General features: G+C 43.7%; 18 protein-coding genes. 1 reads left to right on the top strand and 17 read right to left on the bottom strand.

Features of this window, described 5'->3' with window-relative positions:
• Positions 1–278: 278 nt before the first annotated feature.
• The 3 genes from DYD62_RS20565 to DYD62_RS20555 form a co-directional block, all read right to left on the bottom strand.
• On the bottom strand, positions 279–1,466 hold the full coding sequence (locus DYD62_RS20565; RefSeq protein ID WP_115229704.1) for a DesA family fatty acid desaturase: 1,188 nt from the start codon (positions 1,464–1,466) through the stop codon (positions 279–281).
• Between the two features lie 72 nt (positions 1,467–1,538).
• Complete coding sequence (locus tag DYD62_RS20560; protein WP_115229701.1) at positions 1,539–2,852, bottom strand: mechanosensitive ion channel family protein; 1,314 nt, start codon at positions 2,850–2,852, stop codon at positions 1,539–1,541.
• The gene (locus DYD62_RS20555; protein ID WP_115229699.1) at positions 2,849–3,343 is read right to left on the bottom strand and encodes an adenylyltransferase/cytidyltransferase family protein; all 495 of its coding nucleotides are present in this window, start codon (positions 3,341–3,343) and stop codon (positions 2,849–2,851) included. Before DYD62_RS20555 ends, DYD62_RS20560 begins: the two co-directional genes overlap by 4 nt.
• A gap of 262 nt (positions 3,344–3,605) precedes the next feature.
• Between DYD62_RS20555 and DYD62_RS20550 the strand changes: the two genes are divergently transcribed.
• Positions 3,606–4,349 (top strand): competence/damage-inducible protein A, encoded by a 744-nt coding sequence (locus DYD62_RS20550; RefSeq protein ID WP_115229696.1) that lies wholly within the window; start codon positions 3,606–3,608, stop codon positions 4,347–4,349.
• 59 nt (positions 4,350–4,408) lie between these two features.
• Here the strand turns inward: DYD62_RS20550 and cpsG are convergent, their stop codons facing one another.
• From cpsG to DYD62_RS20480, 14 genes are all read right to left on the bottom strand, one after another.
• Positions 4,409–5,773: a phosphomannomutase CpsG gene (gene cpsG, locus DYD62_RS20545; protein ID WP_115229694.1), complete on the bottom strand. Its 1,365-nt coding sequence runs from the start codon at positions 5,771–5,773 to the stop codon at positions 4,409–4,411.
• Positions 5,774–5,777: 4 nt separating this feature from the next.
• Positions 5,778–6,263, bottom strand: coding sequence for a GDP-mannose mannosyl hydrolase (locus DYD62_RS20540; RefSeq protein ID WP_115229691.1), 486 nt, complete (start codon positions 6,261–6,263; stop codon positions 5,778–5,780).
• Positions 6,247–7,665, bottom strand: coding sequence for a mannose-1-phosphate guanylyltransferase/mannose-6-phosphate isomerase (locus tag DYD62_RS20535; protein WP_115229689.1), 1,419 nt, complete (start codon positions 7,663–7,665; stop codon positions 6,247–6,249). The genes DYD62_RS20540 and DYD62_RS20535 overlap by 17 nt, the downstream gene beginning before the upstream one ends.
• Before the next feature lie 223 nt (positions 7,666–7,888).
• Complete coding sequence (locus tag DYD62_RS20530) at positions 7,889–9,223, bottom strand: UDP-glucose dehydrogenase family protein (RefSeq protein ID WP_115229687.1); 1,335 nt, start codon at positions 9,221–9,223, stop codon at positions 7,889–7,891.
• A gap of 19 nt (positions 9,224–9,242) precedes the next feature.
• Complete coding sequence (locus DYD62_RS20525; protein WP_115229685.1) at positions 9,243–10,028, bottom strand: WecB/TagA/CpsF family glycosyltransferase; 786 nt, start codon at positions 10,026–10,028, stop codon at positions 9,243–9,245.
• Entirely contained in the window at positions 10,016–11,170 is a 1,155-nt protein-coding gene (locus DYD62_RS20520; protein WP_115229682.1) for a glycosyltransferase family 4 protein, read from the bottom strand. Before DYD62_RS20520 ends, DYD62_RS20525 begins: the two co-directional genes overlap by 13 nt.
• 106 nt (positions 11,171–11,276) lie before the next feature.
• Complete coding sequence (locus tag DYD62_RS20515; protein WP_207916486.1) at positions 11,277–12,488, bottom strand: glycosyltransferase; 1,212 nt, start codon at positions 12,486–12,488, stop codon at positions 11,277–11,279.
• Positions 12,452–13,606: a glycosyltransferase family 4 protein gene (locus DYD62_RS20510; RefSeq protein WP_115229677.1), complete on the bottom strand. Its 1,155-nt coding sequence runs from the start codon at positions 13,604–13,606 to the stop codon at positions 12,452–12,454. Before DYD62_RS20510 ends, DYD62_RS20515 begins: the two co-directional genes overlap by 37 nt.
• Positions 13,607–13,650: 44 nt before the next feature.
• On the bottom strand, positions 13,651–14,364 hold the full coding sequence (locus DYD62_RS20505; RefSeq protein WP_115229675.1) for a polysaccharide deacetylase family protein: 714 nt from the start codon (positions 14,362–14,364) through the stop codon (positions 13,651–13,653).
• Between the two features lie 24 nt (positions 14,365–14,388).
• The gene (locus tag DYD62_RS20500; protein WP_115229672.1) at positions 14,389–15,600 is read right to left on the bottom strand and encodes an EpsG family protein; all 1,212 of its coding nucleotides are present in this window, start codon (positions 15,598–15,600) and stop codon (positions 14,389–14,391) included.
• Between the two features lie 46 nt (positions 15,601–15,646).
• Entirely contained in the window at positions 15,647–16,504 is an 858-nt protein-coding gene (locus DYD62_RS20495; RefSeq protein WP_115229669.1) for a glycosyltransferase family 2 protein, read from the bottom strand.
• Positions 16,505–16,534: 30 nt separating this feature from the next.
• Entirely contained in the window at positions 16,535–18,547 is a 2,013-nt protein-coding gene (locus tag DYD62_RS20490) for a right-handed parallel beta-helix repeat-containing protein (RefSeq protein WP_115229667.1), read from the bottom strand.
• Between the two features lie 46 nt (positions 18,548–18,593).
• Positions 18,594–19,685, bottom strand: a complete 1,092-nt coding sequence (locus DYD62_RS20485; protein ID WP_115229664.1) for a glycosyltransferase — start codon at positions 19,683–19,685, stop codon at positions 18,594–18,596.
• Positions 19,682–20,878: a glycosyltransferase family 4 protein gene (locus DYD62_RS20480; RefSeq protein ID WP_115229662.1), complete on the bottom strand. Its 1,197-nt coding sequence runs from the start codon at positions 20,876–20,878 to the stop codon at positions 19,682–19,684. Before DYD62_RS20480 ends, DYD62_RS20485 begins: the two co-directional genes overlap by 4 nt.
• Between the last annotated feature and the right edge of the window lies 1 nt (position 20,879).

Here is a 20,879-nt window from a genome sequence, read left to right as displayed (position 1 = left end):
GAAGTTAAATAATATTAAAAATAATCCCACAATGTGCTGAGATTGCCAAATTTTAAACTGCTCCCACTCCGCGAAACCCAAACCTTAAACTAGGGAGGAAAATGAGAGCACAGAGGTCCACGGAGAAAACCATATAGAAAAGAAGGTATTCTCCTTGAAACTCCGTGTTCTCTGAGCCCTCAGTGGTTCAAGATTTGGGTTTTATACGGAGGTGGAATGACGGCTGTTAATGTACCAATGATAAAAAAGGCGAACCATCGTTCGCCTTTTTTATATGATTAAACCACGGTGCGCAGCCGGAATGAGAAGTCTTGCAGGGCGGCAATACCGCTGGCTTCTGCTCTGTTACACCAGTCTTGCAGCAGTTTCACCAGCTCTGGTCGGGATAAGGCAGAGCGCTCCCACAAACGGGTTAACTCTTGGCGCATCTGATAAATTTGCTCCAGCACGGTGCTTTCTGCCAGCACCTTCGCCAGGATTTTCTGATCTTGCTCGGGCGTATCTTTGGCATCCTGCTTAAGCCAGATTTTCATTTGCCGTACGGGATCAAAATCAATTTGCGGCAATTTGGCGCTATTGCGCATACGTTCTACTTCTTCGCCTACCGTGCCTTTTAAGGTTCGCGCATAGTTGGCAGCAATCGCATAGCGATTTGCAATAATCGCTTGTAAAGAGGCTTCGTCCAATTCACGTTTTGCCGCTGCAGATAAAGTCATTTTAGGCGCAATTTTACGTACCTTTGCCAAGCCACAAATCTGCAGGCTGCGGATATACATCCAGCCGATATCAAATTCAAACCATTTATAAGACAGTTTGGCCGATGTACCAAAAGTATGGTGATTATTATGCAATTCTTCACCGCCAATCATAATTCCCCATGGAACAATATTGGTGGATGCATCTTCGCATTCAAAATTGCGATACCCCCAGTAGTGGCCAATGCCATTAATAATGCCGGCAGCGGTCAGGGGAATCCAGATCATTTGCACGGCCCAAATCCAGATGCCATTAACGCCAAACAGGCAAAGATCGATCAGCAGCATCACAACGGGGCCAAGCGTATTGTGCTTGCTATAAAGATGGCGCTCTAAGAAATCATCAGGCGTGCCGTGGCCATACTTTTGCATGGTTTCTTTATTTGCAGCTTCAGCCCGATACAACTCGTAGCCTTCCCAAAATACTTTTTTGATGCCGTAAATTTGCGGGCTGTGCGGGTCTTCTGCTGTTTCACACTTGGCATGGTGTTTACGGTGAATAGACGCCCATTCCTTAGTGATCTGCCCTGTAGTTAACCAAAGCCAGAAACGAAAAAAATGACTGGCAATCGGGTGTAAATCCAGCGCACGGTGCGCCTGATGCCGGTGCAAATAAATGGTTACAGATGCAATCGTAATATGTGTCAATACCAAAGCTACTACGATATAAGCCCACCAAGGTAGATCGATCAGCCCATTAAGCCAGTTCATTTTCTTATCTCCACACAGGCCAGCAGCCTGTTTTATTTTTTGTAAGCACGGATTCTACGCAAGACTTGCCGATCAGGCAGCATCAAGTGGCGGCTTTAATGCCGTCGAATTCAGCACGGTCACTTCACGCCTAGGGTAAGGAATCTCAATATTGTGCTCTTGAAACAAGCGCCAGATCTTTAGATTTAGACCAGATCGCAAAGAAAGCTGACCATTTTCAGGATCGGCCAGCCAAAAGCCTAATACCAGATTAATACCGCTATCTGCAAAGGCCGAAACAAAGGCCCCTGGTGCGGGCGTACTTAAAATTCGCGCCTCGCCTTCGGTCACTGATTTGAGTAAATCTAATACAAAATCTAAATCTGTACCATATGCCACTTGAATAGGCAGTGAAGTCCAAATCGATTTATCGTTATACGATTGATTCACCACCGTGGAGGTAATCAGCGTGTCATTTGGCACCAGGGCCTCTGTACCATCCGCAGATTTTAAAACCACATAACGCGCCGTAATGCTGCTAATGGTGCCAAGGCGATTGTCAATCTGCACCAAATCGCCAATTTTAATTGAACGATCGAGCAAAATAATAAAACCAGATAAATAATTAGAAGCAATTTTCTGCAAGCCAAAACCCAAGCCCACACCCACCGCACCACCAAAGACAGACAACACCGTTAAATCAATTCCCACAAGGGGCAGGGCAATCACAATGGCAAAAATCAACAACAGCACGCTGGATATCTTAGACAGCACCACACGGACATTCATATCCATCATCTGGCTGGACATCAGCCGCCGCTCTAACTCCCGGCCCATCCACATCGCAATCAGCAGGGTTGCGGCAACAGACAACAGGCCCTGCCCGATGGTTAATACCGAGATATGCGCTTTACCCACCGGCAGGCTGATGCTGTCAAGCATTTCAGCGACTTCTGGCGAAATACCCAATACATGCAGGGCATAAATAAACCAGATCGATCCGGAGATATATTTCTCCCAGCGCATCACCCAAGATGCGCCATCAAAAACGCGGCGTATCACATAAACCAGAATACGAATATTGGCCATGGCCAGCAGAAGCACACTCGCCAGAGCAATCAGCTTAAAGGGCGGCACAAACCAAACCTTAAGAATAACGCCCGATAAAACCACTAATAAATATGCATTTAAAGGGAAAAACGCCCGCAGTAATCCTTCCCCTCCCATACGCCAGTGCCAGCTGTTCTGATCTGGATTGACTCTGCGCTTTACAGTACGATTCACCCACCATGCAAATGCCAGCGCAAATAACAGCATACCCAGCTGGGCAAAAAACTGCGGATGCAAATAGCCCTGGTCACCCAGTTCATTTACAAAATCAATTAATAAATTATTGCGTGAGCTCATGAGCTTTGACGAATCCGCTTAATTGTTTCGGTGGTAGAAGTCGCAAATAAGAAGGGGATTGAATGCACGCTCCCGCCCCACTCCAGCACCTGCTGGCTGCCCACAATATGCTCTGGCGCCCAATCGCCCCCTTTAACCAGCACATCAGGGCGAACGGTCAGAATGACATCCAGCGGGGTATCGACATCAAACCATGTTACTAGGCTCACGCATTCCAGTGCAGCCAGCACCGCAGCACGCTGCTCAGTATGATTCACCGGCCTGTCGTCCCCCTTACCAAGACGTTTAACCGAAGCATCGGTATTAATCGCCACCACCAAACCCGCTCCCAATGCACGCGCCTGCGCCAAGCAAGTCACATGGCCACGATGCAAAATATCAAAACAGCCATTGGTAAAAACCAAAGGGCGCGGCAGGCTGGCCAGCCTTGCGGCTAATTCATCGGGCGGGCAAATTTTTTGTTCAAATGAAGGGCTGGGATATGTGGACATTTTGAATTAGGAAGACAGAAAAGATTGATCATAAACAAGCGACCAACAGGGATCAAAGTATTATTAATAACCTTGCTGGCTTGGGCGGATAAAACCTGCACAAGTTCAATATGCCTGATGAATATAAAATCAAGCATTGCGATGATAAAATTCACAGAACATACTGGGTGATCGCGCTTCAGGTGCATCCTGCTGATGCGCCCAATAAAAAAGTGCCTGAATCAACTCAATCCTGCTTAAAGCTCACCAAAAGAGACGCTCTATGGCTACATTTCATCTGTTTATTATTGGCGACGAAATCTTGTCCGGACGTCGTCAGGATAAGCACTTTGCCCACATTCTGGAAACGCTTAAAAAAAGAGGCCATAAAGTGGCCGGGGCATCCTACTTACCCGACGATAGCACCGTGCTCACCGAAGCTTTTAAACGCAGCCTCAGTGCTGGCCAGCATGTCATTTCATGTGGTGGCATAGGCGCAACGCCAGATGATCACACCCGCCTAGCTTTTGCCCATGCGCTGGAATTGCCGCTGAGCTTGCACCCGGAGGCCGCTGAACTCATTACGACCCGCTTTGCCGAAGCCGCTTACCCGCATCGCATTCAAATGGCGTATTTTCCAACTGGCAGCGGGCTGATACCCAACCCTGTCAATCAAGTAGCAGGGTGCTTTTTGCAGCATCATTATTTGCTGCCAGGGTTTCCCAGCATGGCATGGCCGATGCTCGACTGGATACTCGATCAGCACTATCGCGACGAGACACCTGAGGCCACGCTATCCATCGTTTTACTCAATGCCCGCGAAGGCGAGCTGATTGGCGTAATGCAGGCATTTACCACACGTTATCCGCAAGTGGGCTTTAGCAGCCTACCCTCTTATGGCAACGCGCTTCACCCTGAGCCGCATATTGAATTTAGCATTACCGCAGAGCCAGAATTAGCCGCCGAGGCGATGAGCTATTTTCAAGCCAGTTTAGATGCTGTGCTGAATTCGCAGGTCGCCAAGTGAATTTGACTCACCAAAAAAAACGCCTCATCTGAGGCGTTTTTCTTTATACCAAAACATCTTTATGCATCTAACAGCTGCAAAATCGCCTCAGTATGCTTTTGCATTAAAGCCATATCCGCACGCGATTCCACATTTAAACGCACCACCGGCTCTGTATTACTCGAGCGCAAGTTAAAGCGCCAATCGGCGTATTCCATGCTGATGCCATCGGTACGATCCACGATTAAAGCCTCGCCTTCATAGGCCGCACACACACGAGCAATCGCCGCTTTGGCGTCAAGCAGCTTGCGGTTAATCTCGCCTGAAGATGGATAAGCCGCAATCCGCTGCTCCACCATGGCGGATAATTTTTGCTCGCGGCGGCTCATCAGCTCGATCACTAGCAGCCACGGAATCATGCCGCTGTCGCAATAGGCAAAATCGCGGAAATAATGATGGGCGCTCATTTCACCGCCATACACTGCGTCCTCCAAGCGCATCCGCTCTTTGATAAAGGCGTGGCCGGTTTTGCTTTGGATCGCTACCCCGCCAGCGGCTTGCACCACATCGACGGTATTCCAGGTTAAACGCGGGTCATGAATGATTTTCTGGCCCGGATTCTTCTGCAAGAAGGCTTCCGCCAGCAGGCCAACGATGTAATAACCCTCGATAAAATCGCCATGCTCGTCAAACAAGAAGCAACGATCAAAATCGCCATCCCAAGCAATCCCCAGATCTGCCCCGTTGGCGATCACTGCATTGGCCGTGTCGGCGCGGTTTTCTGGCAACAAGGGGTTGGGGATGCCATGCGGAAAGGTGCCATCGGGCTGGTTATGCACTTTTATAAATTCAACAGGCACTTGCGCCGCTTTAAATTTAGCTTCCAGCGCGTCCACTACATGGCCAGCCGCACCATTGCCTGAATTCAAGACAATTTTCAAAGGGCTCAGGGCAGACAAATCAACATAGCCCAGCAAATGCTCGATATAGGCATCCAGAACAGACAGCGAGCTGATATTGCCGCGCTGAGTAATCGGGGCAAAATCAGCCGATTCGGCCAAGAGCTGAATATCACGCAGGCCGGTATCACCACTAATCGGCACCGCACCGCGTTTCACCAGCTTCATGCCGTTGTAATCCAGCGGATTATGGCTGGCCGTGACTTCAATCCCGCCATCCACATCTAAATGAAAGGCGGCGAAATAGACTTCCTCAGTGCCGGTCATGCCCAGGTCGATCACATCGCAACCGGCATCCATCAGGCCATTGGCCAAGGCCAGTTTTAATTCTTCACTGGTCAGGCGCACATCACCACCCAGCGCCATGCGCTGCGGTTTGAGCTGCTGGCCGTAAGCGCGACCTATGCGGTAAGCGATATCGGTATTGAGCTCTGTGCCCAGCTGGCCACGGATATCGTAGGCTTTAAAACACGTTAATTTAGTCATGGGTTTACTCGAAATAAGCACGGGAATGCAGGTGTACGGAAGCGTCCTGTACGATTTCTGCCCTGCTGGCCCAGCGGTAACGGGAATGCTGCTCGCCCAGAGGCAAGGCCATATCGGATTCATCAAGCTGCAAGGTATAAGCAAGCACCACATAGTGTGTGCCAAAACCCTCCACAAGCCCGGCATTGCTATCGTAAAAGTGCTCGTAAACACCCAGCCACTGGGCCGAAGAGCGTGCCAGTGCCACGCCCAGCTCGGCCTGAGTCAGACGCAAAAATGCCGCGTCCAGTGTCTCATTTTTTTGCACCCGCCCACCCGGCACAAACCAGTGATCGCAGGCGGGCTGGTTGTTGCGCCAACCCAGTAGAGCCTCACCTGCCGGGTTTTGTACCACCAGATCAATCGAGATCAACGGCGCGTGCTCCACCACCTGCAAAAAATCTGCAAACGGCAGCAGGCTGGCCGCTTCGGGCTTATTTGCTGCGGCCATATACATCTTCAAAGCGCACGATATCGTCTTCACCCAGATAAGAGCCAGACTGTACTTCAATCAGCTCCAACGGCATCTTGCCCGGATTTTCCAGACGGTGCGTGGTGCCCAAGGGGATATAAGTTGACTGGTTTTCTGACAAGAGAATCTCCTGATCCCCATTCACCACCCTGGCGGTCCCCTTCACCACAATCCAGTGCTCGGCGCGGTGGTAATGCATTTGTAGACTAAGCGAAGCACCCGGGTTCACCACAATCCGTTTCACCTGAAAGCGCGAACCGGCATCAATCCCTTCATAGCTACCCCATGGGCGATACACACGGCGATGGGTAACCGATTCGCTGCGGCCCGCTTGATTTAGGCGCTCCACAATTTTCTTCACGTCTTGCACATGGTCTTTATGCGCCACCAAAATCGCATCGGCGGTCTCGACGATGACTAGGTCCTGCACGCCAATCGCTGCAATCATGCGGGTTTCGCTGCGGATATAGCTGCCCGTTACCCGGTCCAGCATTACATCGCCCAGCACGCTATTGCCCGCTTCATCTTGCGGCGTAACATCACGGAGTGCCGACCAAGAACCAATATCGCTCCAGCCCAAGCCTGCCGCCGCGATCACCGCCGCATGCGCGGTTTTTTCCATCACCGCGTAATCGATCGAATCTGATTCACACGCCGCAAAGGCATCGCTATCTAAGCGCAAAAAGTCTAAATCGCGTACACCTTTAGATACAGCCGACTGCACCGCAGCCAACATGGCAGGCTGATAAGTCGCCATTTCCGCTACAAACGCATCAGCGCGGAACATAAACATGCCGCTGTTCCAGTAATAATCACCGGAAGCTAAAAATTCGGCAGCGCGCTCAGCATTCGGTTTTTCAACAAAGGCAGCAACCGCAAAAGCATCACCCGATAGACGTTCGCCACGGCGAATATAGCCATAGCCCGTTTGTGGCTCTGTAGGTGTAATACCAAAAGTAACCAGCTTGCCTGTTGCAGCCACACTTGCGGCCTGCGCTACCAGGGATTGAAATACATCGCCAAACTGAATCACGTGATCTGATGGCAAAACCAGCAGCATGGCATCTGGATCGTTTTCCAGCGCAATCAATGCAGCTGCGGCCACCGCAGGCGCCGTATTACGCCCCATCGGCTCTAAAACCACTTTTGAGTTGCCCATACCCACGGCACGCAATTGCTCAGCCACCAGAAAGCGATGCTCCTGATTACTGATCAGCAGCGGCGCCACAACATCTGGCATTCCTTGCAAGCGTGTTGCCGTTTGTTGCAGCAAGCTTTGATCACCGTGCAATTTTAAAAACTGCTTAGGATAACCGCCACGGGACAGGGGCCACATACGACTCCCCGAGCCACCACAAAGAATTACCGGAGTTATTGACATGAACGATCCATAAAATTTAATTGAGCTGTCTGAAAAATGGGACATTACGAAAATACATATCTGTTTTTATTTAAGAATAAATAAAAATTCATTTAACAACACTTTCTAATAAAGGGTTTTCTAAATAAGCAAAGCAATTATTTTCGCAGATTCACAGAATGATGACAAACAAAATCCCAATAAAAATTTATTTAATCTTTATTGGGCTGCATTGCAATGCCGTTTAAATTGTTACTTGCTGACGGCCAATAGGGTAATACTCAAAACCTTCTTTTTGCATACGCTTTGGATCAAATAAATTCCGGCCATCAAAAACCAATGAATTTTTTAGCTGAGCCTTAACTTCAGTAAAATCAGGGCTGCGGAACGCCTTCCATTCTGTCACAATCACTAAGGCATCAGCACCAGGTAATACTGCCATTGGGCTATCCCCGTAGCTTAATCCTTTCCAATCAGGCATTACTCGCTGCGCTTCATGAATAGACACAGGATCATGCGCAGCCACTGTTGCACCATGATTCAGCAAATACTCAATAATCACACGGCTTGGCGCGTCGCGCATATCATCCGTATTGGGCTTAAATGCTAAGCCCCACAATGCAAAATGCTTGCCTTGGAGATCATTACCAAAACGCTTCACAATCTTATCAACCAGCACCGATTTTTGCGCCAGATTGGCTTTCTCTACCGCATCCAATACTTTCAGGCTAATGCCATGCTCTTCTGCCGTGCGCTGCAAAGCCTGCACATCTTTAGGAAAACAAGAGCCGCCGTAGCCCACACCAGGGTATAAAAAGTGGTAACCAATGCGCGGATCTGAACCAATCCCTTTACGCACCAGCTCAATATCTGCCCCCATCACTTCGGATAAATTAGCCAATTCATTCATAAATGAAATACGTGTGGCCAGCATGGCATTGGCTGCATATTTGGTCATTTCAGCCGAGCGCACATCCATAAATAAAATACGATCATGATTACGCACGAATGGGGCGTATAAAGAGCTCATTAAATCTTTAGCAGTATCATCATCTGTGCCAATCACAATGCGATCCGGGCGCATAAAGTCTTCAATCGCAGCGCCTTCTTTCAAAAACTCCGGGTTGGATACGATCGCAAAACTGGTCTGCTCACCACGCTGCTGCAACTCATCATAAATGGCTGCGCGCACTTTATCTCCCGTCCCCACTGGCACGGTAGATTTATCCACAATCACCTTATAGCCATTCATATAACGGCCAATGCTTCGCGCCGCAGCCACTACATATTTCAAATCTGCCGAGCCATCTTCATCCGGCGGCGTACCTACCGCAATAAACTGAATCGTCCCGTGCTCTACCGATTCTTTAATATCGGTGGTAAAACGCAAACGCCCTGCCGACACATTGCGCTTAATCATTTCCTCAAGGCCAGGCTCAAAAATCGGCACCCCGCCTTCCTGTAAAATTCGAATCTTATTTGCATCCACATCCAAACACACTACGTCGTTGCCATACTCAGCCAGACACGTTCCTGTAACCAACCCCACATAACCCGAACCAATAACGGTAATTTTCATTATAAAAACACTCCCACAATTAATAATCTTTATGAATCAGCTGCCCAATCGCCTTAACAATAAAAAGGGTATTTGTTACTAAATAGCGTTTCCACAAGCGCCGCGGCTCTGTGCACAGACGATGCAGCCATTCTAAACCTGAATTTTGCATCCACAAGGGCGCACGAACAACCGTCCCTGCGTGGTAATCAAAAGCGGCACCCACGCCAATCATCACACCCATCACTTTTCCATGCTGCGCGGCCATCCACTTCTCTTGCTTAGGGCAACCCAAACTAACCCAGACAACGCCCGCCCCAGAATCATTAATCTCATTGATTATATTGACTTCTTCCAGAGGAAATAAAGCACGAAAAGGAGGCGAATAAGCTCCTGCAATTTTTAAATGAGGAAATTGCTCCGCCAATCGCAGCTGCAAAGCGCTTAAAGTTTCTTCACGCGAACCATACAAATAAACAGAAGGCCAGTCAGCAGATTTATTTGCCTCAGTGCAATATTTCCACATTAAATCAGGCCCGTTAATCCTTTGCTGCTGAGTGTAACCTAATTTTCTCATTAACCAAGCAACCGGTGCTCCATCCGATGTTGCCATATCCGCATTTTGAATAACACTATAAAACTCAATATCGCTGCTTGCCGTCACTACAGAATGCGCATTGCATATACAAATATACCGTGAGTCCCGATTATTGCCCCATACCTTAATTTTATGTAAAGCAAGATCCCAATCAATCACATCAATAAATGCACCAAGCACAGACACCGTTTTTCTGGCAAATGTAAAATTTATTTCTACTTCTGACATGAAAGTAAGGCCTCGTCATAGATATTCATCAATATTTCATAATTTTTTTCAGGCGTATATTCTGCTAAATACTTGGCGCGTGCATTACGTCCCATCTCGGCCATAGAATCAGGGTGAGCATTTGCCCAGCTCATTTTTTCTGCCAGATCATTGGCGTCCCCCGCATTAAACAACAACCCCGTCACCCCATCTTCAACTAAATGACAAAGAGAGCCGAGGCGGCTGGCAATAACAGGCAGGCCGCTTGAATAGGCCTCAACAAGAGTCATCGGCATATTCTCATAACAAATGCTGGGTAAAACCAAGGCTAAGCACGATTGCATCAGCGGCCTAACATCCTGAGGAGGTAATGCGCCCAATAGTGAAAGATGATTTATATTTTCTAAATAAATTCTCTCGTCGCCATCACCCACAATATTTAAAAAACCATGCTGGTCAGCATTAAATGCACTGGCAAAAATCCTAGCCCCTTTTTCAACAGAAAGCCTGCCAACATATAAAAAACCAGCACGAGGCTGAGCCGTTAATCCCCAATCTTCTGCAAAATTAGGCTTAATAAAAATTTGATCTGCACGCATTCCACCCTGAATATATTTGCTTTTACTGAATTGATTCAAAGCAATAAATGCATCCACTTTTTTTCGGTAAGTTCCCAGCACACGATGAGCAAGCAGCACACTCGTTAGCGCAGCAGTCTGTGTAAATGATTGCCTGTAACAGCGATGCAAAATACCACGCCAGGGGATTTTCCCTAAGCAATCTTCACAAATTTTGCCCTTACGTAAAAAAGTAGCCTGAGGGCAAAACAAACGGAAATTATGCAAAGTCTGAACAATGGCAACTTTTGAATGATGTGCAGCCCAAAATACAGAAGGAGAAACAAGAGGAAGAGTATTGTGAACATGAACAATATCAGGTTTAAATTCTTTAATCTTACCGGTAATATCCGAATATGATTTTTTGGAATAAACAGCCTGAGACATTAGGCTCATTTTTGATTGCCCTGCAATATCATCATTATGGCGTAAATAGACTTCAACCTGGTTGCCAAATTTTCGAAGCAATGCAGCTTCATTGGCAACGACCGAGTCTTCACCCCCTTTTTGCTGATAGATATTATGCACAATCAAAATCTTTCTCATTCTTACTCGCAAAAAAAATCAAACATAACACCAACGCATTTCATTAATATAAATATGACTTAATACACAATATTTTAGCTTAAAAAGCCCATTTCCCATGAAAACATCAGACAGGAAGCAGTATATTCTTGGGCTTCATGTCTGCAATGGCTTCTTTATATATGGCAAGAAGCAAATTTATATTTACTTCAGAACTATAAGCACTCAGGTATTTATTTCTGGCGTTTTTTCCCATTTCCAGCATGAAATCAGGATGATCAACTGCCCACTGCATTTTTTTTGCTAAATCAGCAGAATCTCCAACATTAAATAACAGCCCCGTCACGCCCTCTTCAACCAGCTCTGCCAATGCCCCAATTCTGCTTGCAATCACAGGCAAACCATTCATAAAAGCCTCCAGAAGAATCATAGGCATATTCTCATACCAAATACTTGGCAGAATCAGAGCCGCACTTTTTTGCATTTCCAAACAAACACCTCCGGCAGATAAGATGCCAAGCTGCTTTATCGCAGGATACTGTGCCAGCAGAAACGAATCTTCCCCCGTGCCGGCAACGCTTAATTGGCCATGGGACTGATGATTAAAAGCCCGGACTAAAACATGAAGGCCTTTTTCCGGAGAAAGACGCCCGGCAAATAAAAAACCATTACGCTGAACAACAGCCGAATTTATATCCGGAATAAAATTGGGTTTAACACGTATTTTTTCAGCAGGTAAACCACCTTCAATAAATTTATTTTTACAAAATGAATTCAAAGCAATATAACGACTTACATTATTTTTATATGTTCCGAGACCACGATGTAAATGAAGCATCCCGGAAACAACCGCAGACTGTGATAAAGAAGAACGATAACAACGGTGAATCACACTACGCCAGGTATTGCGCCCAATACAGCGCTCACAGATATTGCCTTTACGTAGAAACATAGCCTGCGGGCATAATAAACGAAAGTTATGGAGCGTTTGCACAACGGGGATTTTAAATTTAGCGGCAACCCAATACAATGAAGGAGAAATTAAAGACAGAGTATTATGAACGTGAATCACATCAGGTTTGAAACGCTGCAGTAAAATATTTAATTCACAGTAAGTTTTTCCAGACCAAATCGCCTGTTGAAAAATAGAAAACCGGTTTAATCCGGACAACTCATCATTATGCCGAAAATAAAGCTCAACCTGATGCCCATATGACCTCAGCAAAGCAAGCTCATTTTCAACAACAGAATCCTCACCTCCCCTTTGCTGATAAGAATTATGAACAAGCAAAATGCGCAACATTAATGTAATTTCCTGTAAACCGGCATGTGCAGACAATTCATGATTCCATCAGCAAAGTTTCTTGCCATACTCTCTACGCTAAATTCTCTGGAACTTTGTACACAAGCAGCTTTCATTGCCTCTAATTTATTGCTGTCACGCAACAAATCAATTACAGCGCCCGCATAATTTTTTAATGAATTAATGGCAACAATCCCATTTACCCCATGATTAAGATAAACAAATTCAGGGCTATGCAGGCCACAATCCGTGGTCAATACAGGTGCAGCACCTACAAACGAATCTAAAATACTTAATCCAATTAAACCAGGATTCAGCATCACATCCGCTGCAGCTAAAATTTCAGCTTTTGCCTTCCCTTTCACCAAACCTACATATTTTGCCCATGGATATTGGTCACAGAAATCTTCAACTAAATGCCGCTGAACCCCATCACCAGCAATAATCATTTCAAAATCATCAATCTCATTTTTAATTAAAACCAGCGAGTCTAATAAAAATTCAATGCGTTTTTCATGATAAAAAGAACCCATAAAAACGCCCACGCGGCGGCCAGACAATCCTAATGCCTTTTTTACAGATTCAACATCACCAATCGCATTAATCTGCAGATTAAGCTCCTGGGTATCAATCGAGTTATTGATAATGGTAATTCTATCCTCAGGAAAGCCAAACCCGGTAATGAGCGGCAGGCTCATCGACGTATATGCAAACCACCAATCTGCTTTTTTTGCCGCAAGTCGTTTAAATTTCTCTCGCAAGCTATTTGCATTTCCTTGCAAATTTGCACCGTGCCCCAGCAAAGCAAACTTTACTTCCGTATAAAAATATTGAAAGAAAAGATTAAAAACCAGCTTGTTTTCATGGCTGCAAATAACTAAATCAGCATCTTTTAACTGCCGATGGAATGGCTGCCAGCATATTTTTCCACCCAAAAAATAGTAATTAGGTAAAGACTCTGCCCATGGTAAAACGCCTGAATCATTCTTAAGTAGCTCTTCCTGATTCGGCAAACCATGCAGTACACGTAAATTGCAGCCCCTGATTAATAGCTCAAGCTTTAATGCTTCAAAAAAAGGGACGCGATAATGTGGCAAGCGCCTTTGCACAAAGAGGACAGTTGGAAAATCATTATTAAAATTTTTATTTGTCATGATTTTATGGTGAAAAAGCAAAGATGAATAATATTGATTAAACTTTAATTTTTCAGCTGATGAGCATCAAACAAAGTTAAAGCCTGAATAGGATAATGTTCTGTCAGCTTAAAAAAAGACTCAAGTTTGCCCCATAAATCATATTCATCCAGCTCCCAACTATGCCCCCACAGATGAAAAACAGAAGAATGATGATTAGCATCAGCAAGCTGAGCTTCCATAAAACGCATAAACTCTTTCTCACTCCAGCGCATTCTAACTATATTAAATTTTGATATTTTCGGATATTTTATTGCATTTTTAGCCAATACAAATGCACTGTGCGGATAAAACTGGAAACTAGTCGGCATAAGCCATGCTGATTTTCCTAAATCAAAACACAAATTTTCAACCGTTCTGGCATAGTCAAAACCAGCAGCTTTCACAGCACAAATCGTGCGCGAATCAAAAACGCCACCCGGATAGCAAAAGCCATTAATGGAATGTCCCAGATCATCCTCAATAGCTGCTTTACCGGCACAAATTTCATGATTTAAAACATCTGCAGCTAAACCATTTAAATAGCAATGCGTCAGCGTATGCCCGCCAATTTCAAAATTCCGATCCAGCCGCCTAAGCTCCTCTTTAGCTAAAACTTCCCTTCCTTCTTTATTGGATGTTGGTACAAAAAATGTACCTTTCAAATTATATTTACACAGCAAATCCGCAAGGCGCAGGTCTGAGGGATGACCGTCATCCCAAGATGTTAAAAACAACATAAAGCCCCCGCACAAAGCAAAGAATCAAAAAAGAAACATCCAGGATTGAATGGACCTGTTTACAAAAGAATAAATACTCAAAGGGAAACCGAGGTCAGAGGATGAAATTCTGTAATTAGTATAAAAACCGCCCAACAATAATATAAAAACAGAAAGAGCATTAAAATAAATAAACGAAACCATACGGCTTAATACAACGACAATAAAAAAAGCACGAAACCACTCAACATAGAAATACATGCGCAGCAAAGGTAAAGGCTCAGGAGAAACTCCTAGCAAAAAGCCCATATAAGATGCAACAAAAATATAAAAAATGCTTTTTACTACTGGATTCAGCTTAATCGAGTATACAGAAAATAAGAATGAAAATAATAAAATTGCATCATAGAGATAAACAAGCGGGTTAACTGTACCATCCCCCTTACCCGCATTATCCTCGCTGATAAAATAGCCGGACTTTACATAAAACAAGCCCATTAAGAGAGAAACAACAAATGCAAAAAACCAGCTACTCCCGAATGGAATCCTTGATAATAAATAAGAAAATGCAAAAATACCCAATACAATAGCAGCAGATTGATGTGTAAATACTGAAACAATTAAAAAACAAATTGCAGAACGCTTATTGCTCGTCAATAATAAAACCAAGCCACAAAACAATAATACTGACGCCATTTCCTGGCGAACAAGGTGTAAAACTAGGCTGGGCGTAACACTCAGCAGGACAGCAGCAATCACAACAATATTTTTCTGCCAGGATGCAATAGAAAAGTATTTGCTTAATTTAAACAATGAAAAAGTAAACACACTATAAAAAATTGTTGATACCACCAAAGCCAGTGCAGTGACATTAGCCCCGGTTGCTCTGGATAAAACAAATGACAAAAAATAGTATACAGGCTCAGTATATTTAATAGTAAAAGGCCCATAAGTATGACCGTAGTACGATAAAAAATCGATTGACTGCAGAGCACGGTAATGCTGCGTATACCAATTCCAGTCACCTGAAACAGGTTTAAAAAAGATAATCATTGAATAAACAGAAAGAAAAATAAATGTCAGAATAGAAATTCTGACTTTATCACTTTCAAACACCAGCGATAAGAAAAACAACGCGGCTAAAACAGACAAGAAGGGAGAAAATAAATAAAAAAACAAAACTGAAAAAAACATAACAGTTACATTTAATATTTCAGTCGTTTTTAAATATTTCCATTTATGTATAAGAAATTCCATTAACCGCCTTCCAAATTCTGCAGAGATGAATCACATGCACTCATGTTTATTTTGGTAAAGACTTAAAAGCCTGCCCCCAAAATTTAATGTAGGGCCATACAAAATACAACGGGGCCAATACACCACCATGCTTAAATGTAAAATGCAGCCATGATTTTGGTGGCAGCTCTTTACGGCTTAACATTTTTTCCCAACGCGTCAGCATCCCCAATGATGCGTCTTTAGATGTACCCTTATCCGAATTTTGACCACATACACCCACAATTTCAGGAGCAGTAAAAATCTTTATTCCCAATTTTTTAGCCATTAAAGCATAATCAATATCGCCCATTGCATGCTCATATTTAATATCTAAATTACCAATTTTTTGCACATCTTCTCTGGCAATTAAAACGGCATTACCATTCATTGCATCGCATTCTATTGATGCGTGCTCCTGATAAACTCTCTGATATGAAAATTTTCTGAACGCGCTGATACTTTTCAAACCGCCATATGAAACATCACTTCCATCTGAAGTTGTGCAGCCAACGATGATCCCGCTTTTTCCATATATATTTTTTAATTCAAGACCTGCACCACTCATTATTTTTAAAGCATTTTCATTTAAATCAGTATCATCATTAAGCCACAAAATATGCCCAGACTCTTCTTTTAGTGCCTCTGTGATGGCTAAAGCCATACCACGGCACCAGTATAAATTTCCACTACCTCGGATAACCCTTACCCAAGCATGTGATTGCTCAACCGCCTGAGCCGTACCATCGGTACTTGCATCATCTACCAAAACGGCACTATATGTCAGCCCTGCCGCTTTTGCTGCGCTCTCAAAAAATGCTAAAGATTTAATTGTCTTTTCTTTTCTGTTAAAAGAGGTAAGCACTGCAATAACATCAACACTCATTATTTATCTCAATAAATTTAATGCAAAGAGTCAGTAAGGGCTTGGAATTAAAGTGAGATCTCCCTGATAAAAACCCTTCTTAATAGCAGGAGATGCAGGTGACAGAATATAATCCTGCGGGCTGTTTTTTTGAAGAATACTGTTATTTAAAAAAACAACGTCGCTCTCTCTGTAAAATTCACTCAGGACAATACCCGAGCGTGCATCAGGGGAAATATCTGCGTTAGCAAAACCAAGCACAATATTTCTATTTGCAACATTATACTTTGGCTTACCAAACTCATCTTTCAATATATTTTTTAAATTAACATATCTTTCAGTATAAGGCGATTGATTATAAGGAACTGCAGTCAGCGTCCTTAATTGCTCAGCCGTAGGCTTACTACCCAGCCCTCTTGCATCCAGATGAATTGGAGGGGCACTATTGATAAATAAATTATCCTCTACAATGTTATCCCGGCCGCCACCAATAAAAACAGGCTGTGGAATATTTAAAAATGTATTTTTTACAACAAATATACCGCTGACAAGATCATCTAAATATACCCCTTTTACTTCGAATTGCTTATTTACAGGGCCGATTCGGGTAAAAAAGTTATTACTGATCATTGTCCCTCTGGAAGTTAGATCCTGCCCGGTATAAATTGCGCCTGCATCGCTGGTATCCAGAACGACATCTGAAATATAGTTATTCTCGATCAGATGATCATTACCAAGAAAGAAAATTGCAGAATGCGATCCTTCTGAAATAGAGTTGGCAGATACAATTTGCCCCACCCCACCCAGAGATACCGCATAGCGATAAGATTGCCCAAAACGATTAAAATTTTTGATCAGAGAGCTTTTAACAAAATTACCTCCTGCTTCTAAAGTCTGACGATTTCCCCCACCTAATGACACACCACCTTCTCCTGTGTCATTAATTTTGGAATTAATTAAGCCCGATTTAATTGAATTTTTGAAAACAAAAGCCGTGTTACCCGTTAATCTGGTTGTTGTACGGTCAAAAACAACTTGCGAGCAAGCTTCACAAACAACCGCATCGCCTCTTGATTTTTCAAAATTAATGCCAGTTACATTAACAAAAGCAGAATTAGTAATTGTAAATAAATTTTCTGCAACGGAGACTTCAACGTTGTCCAAATTAGCATTTTCAGGAGGAATAAAATAAATCACACCTGTGTCTGCGGTTAAATACCATTCGCTGTAGTCGTCCAGCTCTGAAATGGCATTTTCTATAAAAATCCTTTGACCGCCAACAATTCCATATAGAGCCCCTTTTCCTCCCAGTTCAATCATGCCGTTTACTACATCAATTTTTTTAACCGGCAATGTTTCAGACGCCCAGTCATATTGCCAATATGCAAAAGCATTCATAAACGGTTCTTTTAACCATCTTGAAAGTCTTTGGCCCTCTGCTGAGAAATGTGTTTTATCCGCAGTGGGAATAAGGCGTGAGCGAATAATTTTTGAAAAACCCTTATTGGGCCAGCGGGCAAGCGTCATTGGCTTATTATCAATAAATAGCTCAGTTGTCACAGGCCGGGTTGGCCAGCCAAAACCTTTTTCACGGACTGGCGCTGTATCTGGCAATATATTTTTAAGAACAGCCGCAAAAACTTTTTTATCCAGTCCTGGTTGAAAGCGCACGTCGGAACGGGTATCAACAGGGTAAAACTTTGATATTTTTTGTGCGCCAGAAATAACTACATTTCCGGAAGCCGTGATTGATAAAGAATGAGCTGCAGAATTTGCCGGCCAGACAATATTTAATGCTTTATTCAGGCGGTAAATACCTTCACTAAACTCAATATTTACCGAAGCATCTGCTCTAATGATCATTTCAAAAAAATACGGATTTGAAATTAATTTGTCTAAGTCATTAAAACGAATTGAGCATTCCTGGTGATACTCAAAGTTGCAAACCGGAATGTTCATGTTTTTGCTTTCGGTATCCTGAACAAGCAACATTTTCATCTCAGCGCCAGCGAAACTTGCTGACTGAAAAAAATACAAACAGATAGCAAATAAAATATACTTCATCAGACCACCTGCATTTATGTAAGATACACTTCAATAAAATAGAAAATTACACGGCGTGATAGAGCGCGGAGTAAGCTGCAACCCCTTTTTGTATCGAAAAATGCTTTGCGGCTATATCATGATAAGCAGTGGCACTTAATGTATACATATCTCTATTATTAATAAATCTTTCAATCACAAAATGTAAGTTTTCAGCATAGGCGTCTGTATATAACAAGTCAGGAAAAAATGATTTAAAATCCGACAAGCCAGGGCAATCAGTAAAAACCGATGGCAAATTTGTTGAAAGCGCTTCTAATGCAGCGATCCCAAAACCTTCAAACCTTGACGGCATCACAAAAAAATCAGCCGCGTGTAATGCGGTTAAAGGATCCTGCCTGCCTGCAAATATGACTTTATTATTAATACCCAGTTTTTCTGTCAGTAATTTCTCTTTGCCATCATCGGCCTCTTGGCCAATATGAAGATACTTTAATTGATCAGAAGATACGCTGGCGACTGCATGCAAAATGGCTTCATGGTTTTTTGCATATGCACAATTGCCGACACTAACCATTACAATATGATTCTCATCAAGGCCAAATGCTGCACGGGCAAGGTCTTTTTCCTGCGCCGAGGGTACTTTAAAGTAATCTAAAGCGGCCCAATTATAAATCAGCTTCGTTTCAATTCCGAATCGCTGAAATTCATTTTTAGCCACACTATCTGAAATGGATACAAACTGAACGCCAAGCTGGCTTAAGTGCTTCCGCTGAAATTTTCTTTTAAGACGTAATAATCCATCAAATATAAAATTACTGTGGATTGTTCTTATTATTTTTTTTCTCAGCGTTAATAGAGAAAGTATTGTCCAGTAACTTGCACCTTCTGCATGCTGATGGATCACATCATATTTTCCATCACGAACTAATTGATTCAGATTTAAAAAAAAGCCGGGCCGCTTATTATTATGGATATGAAAAACACCATAGCCCGCATTTTTTAATTGCAGAGCATAGCTGCCAATATTTTCACCGGTAGCCAAAATATCGCATTCAATACCCAATTCAGCCCAATAGGGGGCCGCATGAAAGAGCATTGTTTCTGCGCCAGAAGGCTTTAGCTCATTCAGAATATGCAGAACACGTTTATTTTTCATTTAAAGCCCGCTATCTTTTTATATTGCTCTATATACTGTTTTGTTACGGCCTGTACTGAAAAACAATTTCTGGCTCTTTTCAGCCCCGCATCAGCACAATACTGGTATTTTTCTTTATCACTTAGCAAATAAAGAAGCGCCTTTAATACTTCATCTGCACTTTGTACATCCACTAATATGCCTGCCTCTTCAACGACCCAAGGCACTGCTCCGCTATTTTTTCCAGCAACAACAGGTACACCAACGGCCATTGCTTCAGCTAAAGTCATGCCAAACGATTCTTCTAAAGATGGATGCAGTAAAATCGTAAAATTTTTAATTGCATCTTTAATGGCCTGATAGGGCTGAGCGCCAAAAAAATCAAATGAATCAAGACAATCATGTTCCTCAGCCCATTGCCAGGCAGCTTCACCCTGCCCCATTCCTGGGCCGTATAAATGAACAGAGATATCTGGCCGTATTTGTTTAAGCGCAGAAAGTGCAGTCATTCCTACAGCCGCATTTTTTAGCCGGGACCAGTTATTAATAATCATGCCGATGATTATTTCTTTTTTTTCTGCTGCGGCCGCCGTAAACAAATCTGCTGGTAAAGGGTTTGGAATAACGGCCATGCTTGCACGATGCATCCAGCTGATTTTTTCCACAATATATGGAGAAACTGCTGAAAGATATTGTGCCCGCATTAAAACACGATGGGCCATCAGTAAACGCCCCAGCCGGTACAAATCAGGCATTAACCTTAAAATTTGCCATGGTGCATCATGGCAAGTAATCAGCACCGGAATATTTGAATTTTGCGCCGCCCATGCAAATTCATATGTCCAGTGCGCATGCAATATATCCACGCCACTTGCCTGAATAGCTTTCAGCAGGCAACGGCGCTCCAGCGCAAATAAATCCAGCATTCGCCCATGCAATCCACGATCTGATCTGAATCCTTTGCGGCGTAAAGGAACCTGGTACAAAGAAAATTGCCCATGCCTTGTTAATACAAATTCAGCAGCATTTGGATCTAAGCCAGGCTCGGTAGTGAACGCAGAAACCTGGTATCCCAGATTTAGCAATTCATCAATCAGGCTGATCAGTAAGGAAGAGCCCTGCATTTCTTTTGCAGCCCGCTCACTGGCATCAGGCAGCAAATAAGCAATATCTGCAAAAGATATAGGACCCACAATCCCTATATGCATAGCCATT

It is taken from the genome of Iodobacter fluviatilis, from assembly GCF_900451195.1.
GTDB lineage: Bacteria > Pseudomonadota > Gammaproteobacteria > Burkholderiales > Chitinibacteraceae > Iodobacter > Iodobacter fluviatilis.
Note: the sequence above shows the minus strand (reverse complement) of the source record. Positions and strands in the feature narration are given on the sequence as shown.

What these genes read in the sequence shown, in the direction of transcription:
- DYD62_RS20560 (WP_115229701.1), bottom strand. Translation starts at nt 2,852, where the DNA reads ATGAGCTCACGCAATAATTTATTAATTGATTTTGTAAATGAACTGGGT.
- DYD62_RS20490 (WP_115229667.1), bottom strand. Translation starts at nt 18,547, where the DNA reads ATGAAGTATATTTTATTTGCTATCTGTTTGTATTTTTTTCAGTCAGCA.
- cpsG (WP_115229694.1), bottom strand. Translation starts at nt 5,773, where the DNA reads ATGACTAAATTAACGTGTTTTAAAGCCTACGATATCCGTGGCCAGCTG.
- DYD62_RS20555 (WP_115229699.1), bottom strand. Translation starts at nt 3,343, where the DNA reads ATGTCCACATATCCCAGCCCTTCATTTGAACAAAAAATTTGCCCGCCC.
- DYD62_RS20565 (WP_115229704.1), bottom strand. Translation starts at nt 1,466, where the DNA reads ATGAACTGGCTTAATGGGCTGATCGATCTACCTTGGTGGGCTTATATC.
- DYD62_RS20500 (WP_115229672.1), bottom strand. Translation starts at nt 15,600, where the DNA reads ATGGAATTTCTTATACATAAATGGAAATATTTAAAAACGACTGAAATA.
- DYD62_RS20505 (WP_115229675.1), bottom strand. Translation starts at nt 14,364, where the DNA reads ATGTTGTTTTTAACATCTTGGGATGACGGTCATCCCTCAGACCTGCGC.
- DYD62_RS20480 (WP_115229662.1), bottom strand. Translation starts at nt 20,878, where the DNA reads ATGGCTATGCATATAGGGATTGTGGGTCCTATATCTTTTGCAGATATT.
- DYD62_RS20510 (WP_115229677.1), bottom strand. Translation starts at nt 13,606, where the DNA reads ATGACAAATAAAAATTTTAATAATGATTTTCCAACTGTCCTCTTTGTG.
- DYD62_RS20530 (WP_115229687.1), bottom strand. Translation starts at nt 9,223, where the DNA reads ATGAAAATTACCGTTATTGGTTCGGGTTATGTGGGGTTGGTTACAGGA.
- DYD62_RS20485 (WP_115229664.1), bottom strand. Translation starts at nt 19,685, where the DNA reads ATGAAAAATAAACGTGTTCTGCATATTCTGAATGAGCTAAAGCCTTCT.
- DYD62_RS20525 (WP_115229685.1), bottom strand. Translation starts at nt 10,028, where the DNA reads ATGTCAGAAGTAGAAATAAATTTTACATTTGCCAGAAAAACGGTGTCT.
- DYD62_RS20550 (WP_115229696.1), top strand. Translation starts at nt 3,606, where the DNA reads ATGGCTACATTTCATCTGTTTATTATTGGCGACGAAATCTTGTCCGGA.
- DYD62_RS20495 (WP_115229669.1), bottom strand. Translation starts at nt 16,504, where the DNA reads ATGAGTGTTGATGTTATTGCAGTGCTTACCTCTTTTAACAGAAAAGAA.
- DYD62_RS20540 (WP_115229691.1), bottom strand. Translation starts at nt 6,263, where the DNA reads ATGGCCGCAGCAAATAAGCCCGAAGCGGCCAGCCTGCTGCCGTTTGCA.
- DYD62_RS20520 (WP_115229682.1), bottom strand. Translation starts at nt 11,170, where the DNA reads ATGAGAAAGATTTTGATTGTGCATAATATCTATCAGCAAAAAGGGGGT.
- DYD62_RS20535 (WP_115229689.1), bottom strand. Translation starts at nt 7,665, where the DNA reads ATGTCAATAACTCCGGTAATTCTTTGTGGTGGCTCGGGGAGTCGTATG.